Raw genomic sequence first — 13808 nt, forward strand, 5'->3', positions numbered from 1 at the left:
GCTGGACAGAAAGGCTGCGGCACCAACAAAAACAAACCCGCCAAGGATATCCTTGGCGGGCTGTCGGGCATGCCCGATGTTGATCTATGCCAGGGATCGACCTTGCGCGGCCGGCGTGTGCACAGCCGAAGCGATCAAAGCGTCCTGGGGAAGTCGAAGCGCGGACACAATACGACGCAGCTTCGACGGATCGGTCACCTTGCCGCTCTCGATATCTTCAATCTCGTCGGCAGCCAGACCGCATGTCAGGGAAAGCTTTTCCACACTGTAGCCGCGGGTTTCCCGCATCGCTCTGAGGGTGTTGTAATCTGGCCCGATCTCATTGGCTACCGGTTCGGAGAGGGCTTCGCGTTTTGCATTTTGGGGCATTGGCAACTCCGTGGGCTGAAAGAGTTTGATCAAATGACGTTGTTGCCTGAGACGATCGGGAAGATGCCCGCTCGCCGGCGATTTGCCAAGTCCCAATCTGACCGTCACGGGATCGTGAACCAGGCGGCTTGCGCGGTCGGATCGCGCACACGTGGCGATCAAGTTGTTTTGACCGTCCAATCGCCTTTTTGTTCGGCAGTTTCGCCCCGCCCGTTCGTTATCCCGAGGTCGCTGGCATGAACCATCCGGTTTCAGCCAGCCCGTTCCCGGAAGGATCTCTGCAATGAACTTGAAGACACTCATCATCGTGCTCGGCACGATTTCCAGCCTTTCCGCTGCCGGCGCAGGCGCTGCTCAAGCGGCGGATTTACTGCGCGTGCGCGGCACGGTGGCCAGTTTCGCGCCATCGCGGCTCACCGTGAAAACCCGCCTGGGTGATACCTCTGCGATCAAGCTCAATGCCGGCTGGAAGATTTCAGGCGTCGCCAATGCATCCGTAAAGGACATCCAGCAAGGCGATTTCCTCGGCATCGCCTCCGTATCGAAGGCGGATGGCGGCAGTGGCGCGCTGGAGGTGGTGGTCTTTCCGGCCGCTTTGAAAGGCACTGGTGAGGGCGACCGCCCCTGGGACCTGCAGCCAAACAGCCGCATGACCAACGGCACCGTGGCCGACGTCACCGATGTAAACGGCCGGGCGGTCACGCTGACTTATGACAATGGGCAGACGAAGAAGATCTCGATACCCGACACCACACCTGTCGTGACCTTCGCGCCGGCCACGCCGGCCGACCTCAAGCCAGGTGCGACGGTCTTCGTTACCGCCCAGCGTGAGGCCGACGGCACGCTGAGTTCCGGCCGCGTGGTGGTGGGAAACAATGGCGTGGTTCCGCCGATGTAGGCAAAACAGGCGCAAGAGCGCGGCTTCTCGGCCTTGGCGATGATGGTGGCGGAAGCCCGGTTTCCGTAGAAACAGTCCAGAAACAAAATTCTACAATCGGGAAATACCGAGGAAAAAATTCAGGAGCGTAATTCCATTCGCGGCGATCAGATCATCGACCCGATTCAAATCTGCCCGCTAAAAAAGGAAACGATCCATGAAGAAGTCCCTCCTCTCGGCCCTCGGGCTTGCAGTTGCACTTGCTTTCACGGTGCCGGTAATCGGCGCGACGAGCGCGGATGCGGCTCCGATGGTAAAGCATCATCGTCACCATCATCATCATCCGTACCATCCCGTCCATCACCGCCATCACTACCATCATCATCACCACCACGTGACGATGAAGAAGGCATAAGCATACCAGACTGCCAACGAGAAGACCGGCCTTGGCTTCTTGTTCAAGGCTCGTCTTCTCTTGGCAATGCGATGCGAGCCCGACAGGATAAGGCGCTTTCGAAACCACCGCGCTGGTCCAGATCTCGGCGTAAACCCGACACCGATGCACCGGCGAAACCTTCACGCAAGGACAAACCGCGATACGGCAAGGGAGGTTCTGGCCGGCGCGCTCCACCAGATCAGGCTTGGCCAACAAGGCTGAGGTATCCCTGTGACGGCGTATTCCCGATGACGGCCAAGGTCGAGGGCTAGCGCCGGCTGAAGAGCAGGCTGGCAACGAGACCGACCACCACAAGGCCGACGGCGGCAGCCGCGGCCGGATGGTCGCGGGCCGATTTCTCGATCACCCTGCCCTGCTTGCGGATGGCCGGCACCGCGTCCCGCAGACGGCCCGCAAGATCGGAATAGGTGTCGAGCGCGGCATCGCGACCGTCTTCGTAGTAAGCGCCGCCCCGTCTCGACACCGCCTTCTTTAAGCCGGCCAATTCCCTGGTGAGAGCCGCGACCTGCTTGTCGAGGTCGATGTCCGAGAGGGTCGAAAATGATGCCATGACGAGTTTCCTTGCATTGTAGAAGGAAACGTAACGCCTCACCGGAAGACCGGTTCCGGTTTTCGAGACGCCACAGCGGTTTAAGGCAATTCCAGACGGAAAACCGTGTCACACTTTCCTGGAATTGCTCAAGTCGGTCCGTGCGGAGCGGTCAGCGCACTTGGTCGAGCAGCCGCTTGCATTCCAGGAGGTCGAACAGCGCCTCCTGCAGCAAGGCGCGATTGTCGCGCGAGAGTTTCGACGCGTCCGGCTGCACCGGACCGTCCTCGTCGCTCTTGCCAAGGCCGAAAAAGCGGCGGCTGGGTTTGACACGCGGCTGGCCAACCAGTTCGTCATCCATGCCGCGCGGCTGAGCTGCGGGCGTCAGCGGCACCTGATCGGCCTGCCGCCGCTGCGAGATCGCCTCGACGGCCGCCATGTCGCCATTGCCGATGGCAACCAGGAAATGATTGCCGTTCTCGCGCAGCAGCTTCTGCACGCCCTTGATGGTGTAGCCCTGGTCGTAGAGCATATGGCGAATACCCTTGATCAGTTCGACATCCTGCGGCCGGTAGTAACGACGGCCGCCACCACGCTTCATCGGCTTGATCTGGTTGAAACGCGTTTCCCAGAAGCGCAGCACATGCTGCGGCAGGTCGAGATCTTCGGCGACCTCGCTGATGGTACGAAAGGCGTCGGGGCTCTTGTCCATGGGCGAATCCTCACGCTGGACGATGATCCGGTCTACCTACCGAATCGGGTCTTATTTCAGCGGTTTGTGAAGCAATATTCAAGCCCGGCGTCATGGTGCGCGCCAGTTTTCAACCGCGCAGGTGAACGAGGCTACTTGCCGCTTTTGGCCTTGCCGCTTTGATGGGACCGCAAGATACGGCTCTTGAGCACGTTCGACGACTTGAACGTCATCACCCGGCGCGGCAGAATCGGCACCTCTTCGCCGGTCTTTGGATTGCGGCCAATGCGCTCGTTCTTGGAGCGGACGTGAAATGTCGCGAAGGACGACAGCTTCACCGTCTCGCCGCGGACGATCGCTTCACAGATCTCGTCGAGCACCGCTTCGACAAGTTCAGCCGATTCAGTGCGCGACAAGCCGACCTTCCGGTAAACTGCCTCGGCAAGGTCGGCGCGCGTAAGTGTCTTTCCCCCCATGCGACCGTCCCATCAGTTCAAAACATAAAATCGGCACAACAGCGGCAGAGCCTAAGTAATTGATCCGGCAAGGTCAAGGACCGAAACCGGACCGTTCGGCACTTACCAGCGAACCAGGACAGCACCCCAGGTGAAGCCGCCACCCATCGCCTCCAGAAGCACCAGATCGCCCTTCTTGATGCGACCGTCGGCGACGGCCACCGCAAGCGCCAGCGGCACCGAAGCAGCCGAGGTGTTACCGTGCAAATCGACCGTCACCACCACCTTTTGCTCAGCTATCCCGAGCTTCCTGGCCGAAGCGTCAATAATTCGTTTATTGGCCTGGTGCGGCACGAACCAGTCGAGATCATCGGCTGATATACCGGCCTGCGAGAACGTCGCCTCGATGACGTCGGTGATCATGCCCACCGCATGCTTGAAGACTTCGCGGCCCTCCATCCGGAGATGGCCGACCGTGCCGGTGGTCGACGGCCCGCCGTCGACAAAGAGCTTGTCCTTGTGCGCACCGTCGGAGCGCAGGCTGGCCGCCAGAACGCCACGGTCGGCGATCGAGCCAGTCCCCTCGCCGGCCTCCAGGACCAGCGCACCGGCGCCGTCGCCGAACAGCACGCAGGTCGAGCGATCGCTCCAGTCGAGGATCCGCGAAAATGTTTCCGAGCCGATTACCAGGACGCGCTTGGCCAGGCCGCCGCGGATGTAGAGGTCGGCGGTGGCGACCGCATAGACGAAGCCAGAGCAGACCGCCTGCATGTCGAAGGCAAAGCCGTGATGCATGCCGAGCCGGTTCTGGATCTCGACGGCGGTGGCCGGAAAGGTGTTGTTGGGCGTCGAGGTCGCCAGGACGATCAGATCGATGTCGGCAGGCGTCAGGCCGGCATTGGCAAGTGCGGCTCGCGCCGCCGCCTCGCCCAGCGAGGCCGTCGTCTCGTCATCACCGGCAATATGGCGCTGGCGGATGCCGGTGCGCTGGGCGATCCACTCGTCCGAGGTTTCCACCATGCCTTCGAAATCGGCATTCTTCATGATTCGGCGGGGCAGCGCGGCGCCCGTGCCGCGCACGACTGATCTGATCAAAGTTCTTTCCTATTCCTTTGCGTCGATAACGACGTCGGGTTCCGCGCATGAAACAGATCGAGGTCGGCCTCGATGCGGTCAAGCAGATTGTTGCGCACCATGTCGTAGGCAAGCTCGATCGCGGCGGCGAAACCGTCCGAATCGGCACCACCATGGCTCTTCACCACGATGCCGTTCAGCCCCAGGAAGACGCCGCCATTGGAACGACCGACATCCATCTTTTCGCGCAGGCGATCGAAGGCGCCCTTGGCGAAGACATAGCCGATCCTGGCCATCAGGGTGCGGCTCATCGCGGCGCGCAGATAACCCGCTATCTGGCGCGCCGTACCTTCCGCCGTCTTCAGGGCGATATTGCCGGCGAAGCCCTCCGTCACCACGACGTCGACCGTGCCCTTGCCGATATCGTCGCCTTCGACAAAGCCATGATAATTCATCGAGGCCATGTTGGCCTCGCGCAGCATGCGTCCCGCTTCCTTGACCTCTTCCTGCCCCTTGATCTCCTCGACACCGACGTTGAGCAGGCCGACAGTCGGTCGCGCGACGCCGAAGACCGAGCGCGCCATGCCGGTGCCGAGAATTGCGAAATCAATCAGCTGATGCGCGTCGGCACCGATGGTGGCGCCGACGTCGAGCACCACGCTTTCGCCACGCGTCGTCGGCCAGAGTGCGGCGATCGCAGGGCGATCGATGGTGGCCATGGTGCGCAGGCAGAACTTCGACATCGCCATCAGCGCGCCGGTGTTGCCGGCGGAGACACAGGCGTCCGCCGACCCTGCCTTGACCGCTTCGACGGCCTTCCACATCGACGACTTCCAGCGGCCATGGCGCAGTGCCTGGCTCGGCTTGTCGTCCATCCTGACCGCGATCTCGCAATGGAAGAATTCACTGACCTCGGCCAGCTTTGGGAATTTGGCCAGTTCAGGGCGCACCACCTCTTCACGTCCAAAGATGATGAAGCGGATGTCGGGACGGCGGGTCGCGACCGTCATGAGCGCTGGAATGACCACGGCGGGTCCGTGATCGCCGCCCATGGCATCGATGGAAATCCTGATCACGCGGTATTTATCTCACGGTTAGGCGGCAGGTCGCTTTAGTGATCGCGAAGGTTCGGCGAAAATAACGGTTTTGGGCTGCCGCACAACCGACTTTTCCGTCGCGGGCGAGGTTTTCAGGATTTTCTCAGCAGGGATCGCAGTTTTTGCTGAAATTCATTCTCCGCCGGTTCGGCCTCGCCGCCGGCACTCAGAGACGCGCCCTGCTTGCGCGGATAAGGGTCGATCGCAAGTCCGAAGAACTGTTCGGCGAGCGCGCCGACGTCGATCGTGTCGCCGGAAAATGTTTCGGGACCGTCCGGTCCGTCCGCGTCGAGCAGGATCTCGCCGCCGTCATCGAAACCCTGTCGTCCGAGCTTGGAGTCCTCGGGCAGCAACAGCGCTTCGATCGGCTCGTCTATATGAGCTTCGACAGGGTCGAGCGTGACGATGCAGGCCTGGGTGATGTCGGCTTCGACGCGACCGCTGACCTTCACGCCATTGCGCTTCCATGACGTCACCAGAAGCTCGGCACGGTAGGCTTCGACAGAAAGCAGCCCGTGCTCCTCGGCCAGCGCCGCGCGCTGCGTGGCGTCGGCCTCGATCACCACCGGCAAACCCTTGTGCGGCAGACGGGCGATGTTTGCGCGGAACGATACCGGGCTTTGCGGGTCAATGTGTTTCATCGATCAACCTCCGTTGGCGACGGAAACGCCACCGTGCCGGAGACAATCGATTCGGACGGCTGCGCGGCCAGCTGATTGCAGGCGTCGGTGACATAATTGGCCAGCAGCGATGCTTCCGGCCAGGCGCCGGCGTCGGGCCGGACATTGCGGGCAAGGGCAGCGCTGAGCCCGTCATGGTCGTTTCTCTCCAAGGCGTCGTCATAGGCAGCGGTTCGGCCATAAAACATTTTTGCCAGCTTTTTCATGCGTTTGGGCACGCCGACGTCGCCAACGCCCAATTCCCGCAACGAATGATCGACGTCGAGGAAGAACTCGTCGATCAGCACCTGGGCGACCTCTTGCGCCACGCCGTCCTCGCCCCGCAGCCGGTGCTGGAACAGGAACATGTGCAGCGACACCATCTCGAAACGGCCAAGCGGCGTGTCGGGCACATTCCAGTGGGAATAAAACACAGTCTGCCGCGCCGCCGCCACGATTTGTGCGTAAAGCGCCTCGGTGATAGCGCGGTTGGCATGGCGTTCGCGGCCAAAAAAGCGCTGGAACATTGGGGATGGTCTCCCGGGACCGTTTGTTGAAGTGGCCTTGTTGCATCGGCCAGCAAGCTGGTTTACCGGTTTTGCGGCCCAGCGCAAGTTGCGGCCAGCTAATGGAGTTGTTGTTGCGCGCGCTGAATTTCAAGTCGACCTTCTCGTTCCGGCCCGCCGGCGCGATCTCACTGCTGGTGATCGTTTCGGCGTTGTCCGCCTGCCACACCTCCAAGATGATCGGTGACCTAAACCCGAGCGAGACCCTCACCCAGGGCTACGTCATCGACCAGCAGGCGATCGACCTGGTGCCGGTTGGCTCGAGCCGCGAGCAGGTGCTTCTGGCGCTCGGCACGCCGTCGACAACGGCGACCTTCGACAACGAGGCCTTCTATTACATTTCCCAGACGCGCAAGCGCTACGTCGCTTTCGACAAGCCGAGACTCATCGACCAGAAGGTGCTGGCGGTCTATTTCGGCGCCGACGGTCGTGTCACCCAGATCGCCAATTACGGCCTGAAGGACGGGAAGATGTTCGACTTCATCTCGCGCACCACGCCGACCGGCGGCAAGGACCAGAACTTCCTCAGCCAGATCATCAACGGCGCCAGCAAGCTGGCCCCCGGCATCCCAGGTGGCGGCGGCGCCTAATTCTTTTCGGCTTTCACTCCGGAAGCCACACCATCTCAGGCGACCAAAAACCCGCGGGAGCGATCCTGCGGGTTTTTGTTATGGGGGATCGGGCGGGCAAGGCCCGCAGGCGAAGGGACGAACAGAAGAGCGACTGTCGTAGCGCAATCAAAAACCCGCGAGGATCGCTCCCCGCGGGTTTTGTCTTGTAGGCCTGGCTGATCGCTTAGCCGTGCGCGAGAACGGCCAGAAGCAGCAACGCGACGATGTTGGTGATCTTGATCGCCGGGTTGACGGCCGGACCAGCGGTGTCCTTGTAAGGATCGCCGACCGTGTCGCCGGTCACCGAAGCCTTGTGCGCTTCGGAACCCTTGAGGTGCTTGACGCCGTCCTTGTCGACGAAGCCGTCTTCGAAGGACTTCTTGGCGTTGTCCCAGGCGCCGCCGCCAGAGGTCATCGAGATGGCGACGAAGAGGCCATTGACGATGACGCCCAGCAGCGAGGCGCCGAGGGCGGCAAAGGCGGACGCCTTCGAACCCGAGATCAGCAGCACGCCGAAATAGACGACGAGCGGTGCCAGCACCGGCAGCAGCGACGGGATGATCATCTCGCGGATCGCCGCCTTGGTCAGAAGATCGACGGCGCGGGCGTAGTTCGGCTTGGAGGTGCCGGCCATGATGCCGGGATCCTCGCGGAACTGCTTGCGCACTTCCTCGACGATGGCGCCCGCCGCACGGCCGACGGCCGTCATGGCGATGCCGCCGAACAGATACGGGATGAGGCCGCCGAAGATCAGGCCGGCGACGACGTAAGGGTTGGAGAGATCGAAGGAGATCTCGCCCATGCCCTGGAAGTAGGGATATTTGTCGCCATTGGCGGCAAAGAACTTCAGGTCGTTCGAGTAGGCGGCAAACAGCACCAGGGCGCCGAGACCGGCCGAACCGATGGCGTAGCCCTTGGTCACCGCCTTGGTGGTGTTGCCGACCGCGTCGAGCGCGTCGGTGGAGTGGCGCACTTCCTTGGGCAGGCCGGCCATTTCGGCAATGCCGCCGGCATTGTCGGTGACCGGGCCAAAGGCGTCGAGCGCCACGATCATGCCGGCGAGGCCGAGCATCGTGGTGACCGCGATCGCCGTGCCGTAGAGGCCGGCGAGCTGATAGGTCGAGATGATGCCACCGACGATGACGATCGCCGGCAGTGCCGTCGATTCCAGCGAGACCGCAAGGCCCTGGATGACGTTGGTGCCGTGACCGGTCACCGACGCCTGGGCGATGGAGTTGACCGGGCGCTTGTTGGTGCCGGTGTAATACTCGGTGATCACCACGATGAGACCGGTCACCACGAGGCCGACCAGGCCGCAGATGAACAGGTTCTTGCCGGTGATGGCCATGCCGGCAACGGTGCCGACCTCGCCCCAACCAAGCGTAACGTGGGTGGCAACGCCGAGGCCGACAATGGACAAGAGGCCGGTAACGATCAGGCCCTTGTAGAGCGCGCCCATGATCGAGCCGTTGGAGCCGAGCTTGACGAAGAAGGTGCCGACGATCGAGGTCAGGATGCACGCGCCGCAGATGGCGAGCGGATAGAGCATCGCCGCACCCAGAACGGCGGTGCCGCCGAAGAAGATGGCGCCGAGGACCATGGTGGCGACGACGGTCACCGCATAGGTTTCGAACAGGTCGGCGGCCATGCCGGCGCAGTCGCCGACATTGTCGCCGACATTGTCGGCGATGGTGGCCGGGTTGCGCGGATCATCTTCGGGAATACCGGCTTCGACCTTGCCGACCAGATCGCCGCCGACGTCGGCGCCCTTGGTGAAGATACCGCCGCCGAGACGGGCGAAGATCGAGATCAGCGAAGCACCGAAGCCCAACGAAACCAGCGAGTCGATGACGATGCGGTCATTGGGCTGAAGGCCCATGAAGTGGGTGAGGATGAGGTAGTAGATCGACACGCCGAGCAACGCCAGGCCAGCGACCAGCATGCCGGTGATGGCGCCCGATTTGAAGGCGATGTCGAGACCGGCAGCGAGGCTGTTGGAAGCCGCCTGTGCGGTGCGCACGTTGGCCCGCACCGAAACATGCATGCCGATGAAGCCGGCGGCGCCCGACAGAACGGCGCCGATCAGGAAGCCGATGGCGGCGGTGATCGACAGCAGCCACCAGGCGAGCAGAAGCACGACCACGCCGACGATGGCGATGGTAGCGTACTGGCGCGCCAGATAGGCCTGCGCGCCTTCGCGGATGGCGGCGGAGATTTCCTGCATGCGTGCATTGCCCTGATCGGCCGCGAGGACCGAACGTGTCGCCCAGATGGCGTAAAGGATTGAAAGCAGGCCGCAGGCGATGACGACGGAAATAATTGTCATTGCCGGATTTTCCTCGATTGATGGCCCAAAAGAACCCCTCCCTGGGCCGTTGAGACAAAGACCGGATCCGTGCACGGAATCCGCCTCTTCGCAGCGGTGTATGCGAAACAGGGCTGCGAACGTCAAGATATTGTTCGGTTTTTGCCCGGCTTTCGCCCAAAAGGCATAGGCCACGAGGTCGCCGCCACCGGCATCGTGCTATTAGATCGATTGAAATCGGTCTTGACGCAACGCGTGGCTACTCTGCCTCCCTGCCCATGCGTCGTGCGGTGTAGCGCTCGATTGCCGACAGACTGTCATAGATCAGCACCGCAAGGGCTGCCACGATCAGGCCGCCCTGCAGGATGAAGGCGAGGTTGTTGGACAACAGCCCGGCGATGATCACCTCGCCCAGCGTCTTGGCGGCCACGGTCGAGCCGATGGTGGCGGTGGCAAGGCTGATCACCACAGACAGCCTGATGCCGCCAAGGATAATCGGGGCGCTGAGCGGCAGCTCCACCTTGGTGAGCCGTTGCCAGCCGGTCATGCCGGCACCGCGCGCCGCCTCCATGACATTGGCCGGCAAGGTCGTCAGTCCGGTCAACGCGTTCTCGAAGATCGGCAGCAGGCCATAGAGGAACAGCGCGATCAGCGTCGGTTTTTCACCGAAGCCGACCGCCGGCACGGCAAGCGCCAGCACCGCCACCGGCGGAAAGGTCTGGCCGATATTGACCAGACTGCGCGACAGCGGCAGGAACTCGGCGCCGGCCGGCCTTGTGACCAGGATGGCCAGCGCGACCGCGACGATGGTCGCAGCGACAGTGGCGATCAGCACGATGCGCAAATGCAGCAAAGTCAGCGTCAGCAGCCTGCCCTGATTGTAGATCACCGGCGCATTGTTCTCGGTCAGCGGCTTCAGCAGCGGTTCGAACCAGCCGGGATTGGTGACAAAGGCAACGAGCAGCACCACCAAAGCAAGCCTGAGCAGCGATGGAAGCCAGGCTTTCATGCCGGCCTCGCCGCGCGTTTCACCAGACCGTCGACGGTGACGCGACCAAGCGGCTTGCCGTCGGCGCCTTTGACCGGCAGCGCCGGCCGGCCCGACCACAACAGTTCAGCCAGCGCGTCGCGCTGGCTGGCATCGCCCGGGATCGCCTCGCCTTCGGCAGAGCCCTTTTCCACGGCGTCGCGTACGCGGCCGAGCGACAAGAGCCGGAACGGCCTTTCGCTGGCGCCGACCAGGGTCTCGACGAAGGCACTGGCCGGGTTTGCCAGGATATCCGCGGGCTTGGCGTATTGCACAAGCTTGCCGGCATCCATCACCGCGATCTTGTCGCCCATGTGCACGGCCTCCTCCATGTCGTGGGTGACGAGGATGACGGTGGTGCCGAAGCGCTTCTGGATCGCAAGCAGATCCTCCTGCGCCTTGGTGCGGATGATCGGGTCGAGCGCGCCGAACGGTTCGTCCATCAACAGCACGTTGGGCTCGGCGGCGAGCGCGCGGGCGACGCCGACGCGCTGCTGCTGGCCGCCGGACAATTCGTGCGGGTAGCGCGGGCCGAAGGCTTCAGGATCGAGCTGATAGAGCATCATCAACTCGTCGACACGGGCCTTGATGCGAGCCCTGTCCCAGCCGAGCAGTACCGGCACGGTGGCAATGTTCTGCGCCACCGTGCGATGAGGAAACAGGCCGTGGCCCTGGATGGCGTAGCCGATGCTGCGGCGCAGTTCGTAACCGGGCAGCGAGCGATTGTCGGCGCCATCGAGCTTGATGGTGCCCGCGGTCGGCTCGACCAGCCGGTTGATCATGCGCAGCAGCGTCGTCTTGCCGGAACCCGACGTGCCGACAATGACGGCGATGGTGCCTGGCTCGATGACCATCGAGACGTCATCGACCACCGTTGTCGCGTCGTAGCGCTTGGTAATGCCTTCGATCTCGATCATGCCGTTTCAACCCTGCGCTTGGTGGCGGTCATTTCGATCACCGCGTCGAGAATGATGGCGGCGGCAAAGGCGAGCGCCACAGTCGGCACGGCGCCGAGCAGCACCAAATCCATCGCCGTCTGGCCAACGCCCTGGAAGACGAACACGCCGAAACCGCCACCGCCGATCAGCGCTGCAATAGTGGCAAGGCCGATGTTCTGCACCAAAACGATGCGGATACCGGTGAGGATGACCGGAAATGCCAGCGGAAACTCGACGCCTAACAGGCGCTGCCTGTCGGTCATGCCCATGCCACGCGCAGCGTCGTTGGCGGCGCGCGGCACGCCGGCCAGACCGACCACGGTGTTGGCCACCACCGGCAGCAGCGAATAGAGGAACAGAGCGACGAAAGCCGGTGCCGTGCCGATGCCGCGAATACCGAGCGCCGCAGCCCCAGGCACATGCGTTGCGACCCAGCCGAGCGGCGCTATCAGCAGGCCGAACAGCGCGATCGAGGGAATGGTCTGGATGATGTTGAGCACGTTGAGAACGGCGGCCCGTAGCCTTTCGACGCGATGGCAGAGAATGCCAAGCGGCAGTCCGATGATCACCGCAGCAAGCAGCGAGCCGAGCGCCAGCGTCACATGCTTGGATCCTTCGGCCCAAAAACTGTCGGCGCGGTTGGCGTATTCCTTGAGGATCGACAGATTGTCCCAGCTTCCCGAGATCAACAGCAGGCCGATCGCCAATGCCGCGACGGCAAGCACGCCGACGCGTGCCAATGGCGACAGGTTCAGCCGTGTCAGCACGTCGGCCAGCAACAGCGTGAAGGCGAAGATCAGTATCCAGAAACCGGAGGCCGGCGAAACCCTGGCAAAAGTGTTGCCGGCCGGCGTGAGAAATGTGCCAGCGTCGCCGATCAGCAGAACGAGCGCGGCAAGTGCCACCACGCTGGCGGCAAGGCGCAGGACAAGTGGCGTCTTGAACAGCGCGACAAGTGCTGCGGCGACAACGATGGCGAGCAGAAGCGTTCCGGTCGCTGCCGGCAACGCCTCGAGAATCGAGCGCGCCTGGCCGGGAACGATGCGGTTGGCACGGAACGTGGCAAAGGGCGCGGCAAAAGCCGCATAGGTTGCTATCGCGGCGATGACCACGCCGAGCTTGTCGAACCGGATCTGCACGCGCTGCCCCGTCAGTCGATCCGGCGCGCCACGAATGCGGCGCGCCGGAATCGTCCTACTTCAGGAAGCCGTTCTTCTTCAGGAAGTCCTCGGCGACGCCCTTGACCGGCTCGCCGCCGACCTGCACGCGGCCGTTCAGATCCTGCAGCGTGACGAGGTCGAGCTTGGCGAAAACCGGCTTCAGCAGCGTCTCGATCTCGGGATGTTCCTTCAGCACCGCTTCGCGGATGATCGGCGCCGGCTGGTAGACAGGCTGCACGCCCTTGTCGTCGTCGAGCACGACGAGCCCGGACGGCGCGATGCCGCCATCGGTGCCGTAGACCATGGCGGCATTCGCCCCGCTGGTCTGGTTGGCGGCGGCTGCGATGGTTGCCGCCGTGTCGCCGCCGGAGAGCGTGATCAACTGGTCCGGCTTCAGCGTGAAGCCATAGGTGGTCTGGAAGGCCGGAAGTGCTGCCGCGGAATTGACGAACTCGGCGGATGCCGCGAGCACCACCTGGCCGCCACCCGCGACATACTTGCCGAAGTCGGAAAGCGTGGCGAGCTTGTTGGTCTCCGCGACCTCCTTGCGTAGCGCGATCGCCCAGGTGTTGTTGGCCGGCGACGGCGAAAGCCAGACAATCTTGTTGGCGTCGTAGTCGAGCTTCTTGGCCGTCTCATAGGCCTTGGCGGCATCCTTCCAGACCGGGTCGTCGGCCTTCTCGAAGAAGAAGGCGGCGTTGCCGGTGTACTCCGGATAGATGTCGATCTCGCCGGCAGTGATCGCCTTGCGGACCACCGGGGTGCCGCCGAGCTGGATACGGTCTGACGTCTTGATGTTGTTGGCGTTGAGAACGAGCTGGATGATGTTGCCGAGCACGCCACCTTCGGTGTCGATCTTCGAAGAGACAACCACCTGGGCGCTGGCGGAGGCCGCCGTGATGCCGAGCGCCAATGCCGCGCTGGCCAAGACCTTGACTGAAAACATTGTGAAATCCCTTGCTGTGAACCGGAATGCGGCGGCCGCATATGAGC

16 protein-coding genes are annotated in these 13808 nt (G+C 62.8%); 2 read left to right on the plus strand and 14 right to left on the minus strand.

All coding sequences use genetic code 11. The annotated features are described in order from the left end of the window. Window positions 1-84 precede the first annotated feature (84 nt). Window positions 85-672, minus strand: coding sequence for a helix-turn-helix domain-containing protein (locus tag AC1RZR_RS25035; RefSeq protein WP_481826308.1), 588 nt, complete (start codon window positions 670-672; stop codon window positions 85-87). Here AC1RZR_RS25035 and AC1RZR_RS25040 point away from each other — a divergent pair. Beyond that, window positions 653-1267 (plus strand): hypothetical protein, encoded by a 615-nt coding sequence (locus tag AC1RZR_RS25040; RefSeq protein WP_477275566.1) that lies wholly within the window; start codon window positions 653-655, stop codon window positions 1265-1267. The two genes, AC1RZR_RS25035 and AC1RZR_RS25040, sit on opposite strands and share 20 nt — an antisense overlap. A gap of 151 nt (window positions 1268-1418) precedes the next feature. On the opposite strand, the gene AC1RZR_RS25045 is transcribed toward AC1RZR_RS25040, so the two are convergent. The 8 genes from AC1RZR_RS25045 to AC1RZR_RS25080 form a co-directional block, all read right to left on the minus strand. Beyond that, on the minus strand, window positions 1419-1895 hold the full coding sequence (locus AC1RZR_RS25045; protein ID WP_481826309.1) for a hypothetical protein: 477 nt from the start codon (window positions 1893-1895) through the stop codon (window positions 1419-1421). A 55-nt stretch (window positions 1896-1950) separates the two neighbouring features. Next, the gene (locus AC1RZR_RS25050; protein ID WP_379095794.1) at window positions 1951-2253 is read right to left on the minus strand and encodes a hypothetical protein; all 303 of its coding nucleotides are present in this window, start codon (window positions 2251-2253) and stop codon (window positions 1951-1953) included. A 151-nt stretch (window positions 2254-2404) separates the two neighbouring features. Then, window positions 2405-2944, minus strand: a complete 540-nt coding sequence (locus AC1RZR_RS25055; protein WP_023810244.1) for a MerR family transcriptional regulator — start codon at window positions 2942-2944, stop codon at window positions 2405-2407. 131 nt (window positions 2945-3075) lie between these two features. Continuing rightward, the gene (locus AC1RZR_RS25060) at window positions 3076-3399 is read right to left on the minus strand and encodes an integration host factor subunit alpha (RefSeq protein ID WP_013532231.1); all 324 of its coding nucleotides are present in this window, start codon (window positions 3397-3399) and stop codon (window positions 3076-3078) included. Between the two features lie 102 nt (window positions 3400-3501). Further along, window positions 3502-4473 (minus strand): beta-ketoacyl-ACP synthase III, encoded by a 972-nt coding sequence (locus tag AC1RZR_RS25065; protein ID WP_477275571.1) that lies wholly within the window; start codon window positions 4471-4473, stop codon window positions 3502-3504. After that, complete coding sequence (gene plsX / locus AC1RZR_RS25070; RefSeq protein WP_481826310.1) at window positions 4470-5528, minus strand: phosphate acyltransferase PlsX; 1059 nt, start codon at window positions 5526-5528, stop codon at window positions 4470-4472. The genes AC1RZR_RS25065 and plsX overlap by 4 nt, the downstream gene beginning before the upstream one ends. A gap of 113 nt (window positions 5529-5641) precedes the next feature. Beyond that, on the minus strand, window positions 5642-6190 hold the full coding sequence (locus AC1RZR_RS25075; protein WP_481826311.1) for a YceD family protein: 549 nt from the start codon (window positions 6188-6190) through the stop codon (window positions 5642-5644). Next, on the minus strand, window positions 6187-6735 hold the full coding sequence (locus tag AC1RZR_RS25080; protein ID WP_481826312.1) for a ubiquinol-cytochrome C chaperone family protein: 549 nt from the start codon (window positions 6733-6735) through the stop codon (window positions 6187-6189). The genes AC1RZR_RS25075 and AC1RZR_RS25080 overlap by 4 nt, the downstream gene beginning before the upstream one ends. Window positions 6736-6848: 113 nt before the next feature. Here AC1RZR_RS25080 and AC1RZR_RS25085 point away from each other — a divergent pair, with 113 nt between their 5' ends. Then, a complete protein-coding gene (locus tag AC1RZR_RS25085) occupies window positions 6849-7364 on the plus strand; it encodes an outer membrane protein assembly factor BamE (RefSeq protein WP_477275579.1) in 516 nt (171 codons plus the stop codon). A gap of 205 nt (window positions 7365-7569) precedes the next feature. On the opposite strand, the gene AC1RZR_RS25090 is transcribed toward AC1RZR_RS25085, so the two are convergent. The 5 genes from AC1RZR_RS25090 to osmF form a co-directional block, all read right to left on the minus strand. Beyond that, window positions 7570-9711: a sodium-translocating pyrophosphatase gene (locus tag AC1RZR_RS25090; RefSeq protein ID WP_481826313.1), complete on the minus strand. Its 2142-nt coding sequence runs from the start codon at window positions 9709-9711 to the stop codon at window positions 7570-7572. A gap of 238 nt (window positions 9712-9949) precedes the next feature. Beyond that, entirely contained in the window at window positions 9950-10699 is a 750-nt protein-coding gene (locus AC1RZR_RS25095) for an ABC transporter permease (protein ID WP_481826314.1), read from the minus strand. Beyond that, on the minus strand, window positions 10696-11634 hold the full coding sequence (locus tag AC1RZR_RS25100; RefSeq protein WP_481826315.1) for an ABC transporter ATP-binding protein: 939 nt from the start codon (window positions 11632-11634) through the stop codon (window positions 10696-10698). The genes AC1RZR_RS25095 and AC1RZR_RS25100 overlap by 4 nt, the downstream gene beginning before the upstream one ends. Beyond that, complete coding sequence (locus AC1RZR_RS25105) at window positions 11631-12794, minus strand: ABC transporter permease (protein WP_481826316.1); 1164 nt, start codon at window positions 12792-12794, stop codon at window positions 11631-11633. Before AC1RZR_RS25105 ends, AC1RZR_RS25100 begins: the two co-directional genes overlap by 4 nt. Before the next feature lie 55 nt (window positions 12795-12849). After that, on the minus strand, window positions 12850-13761 hold the full coding sequence (osmF, locus tag AC1RZR_RS25110; protein ID WP_477275589.1) for a glycine betaine ABC transporter substrate-binding protein OsmF: 912 nt from the start codon (window positions 13759-13761) through the stop codon (window positions 12850-12852). Window positions 13762-13808: the final 47 nt, after the last annotated feature.

The organism is Mesorhizobium bavaricum (assembly GCF_056781655.1).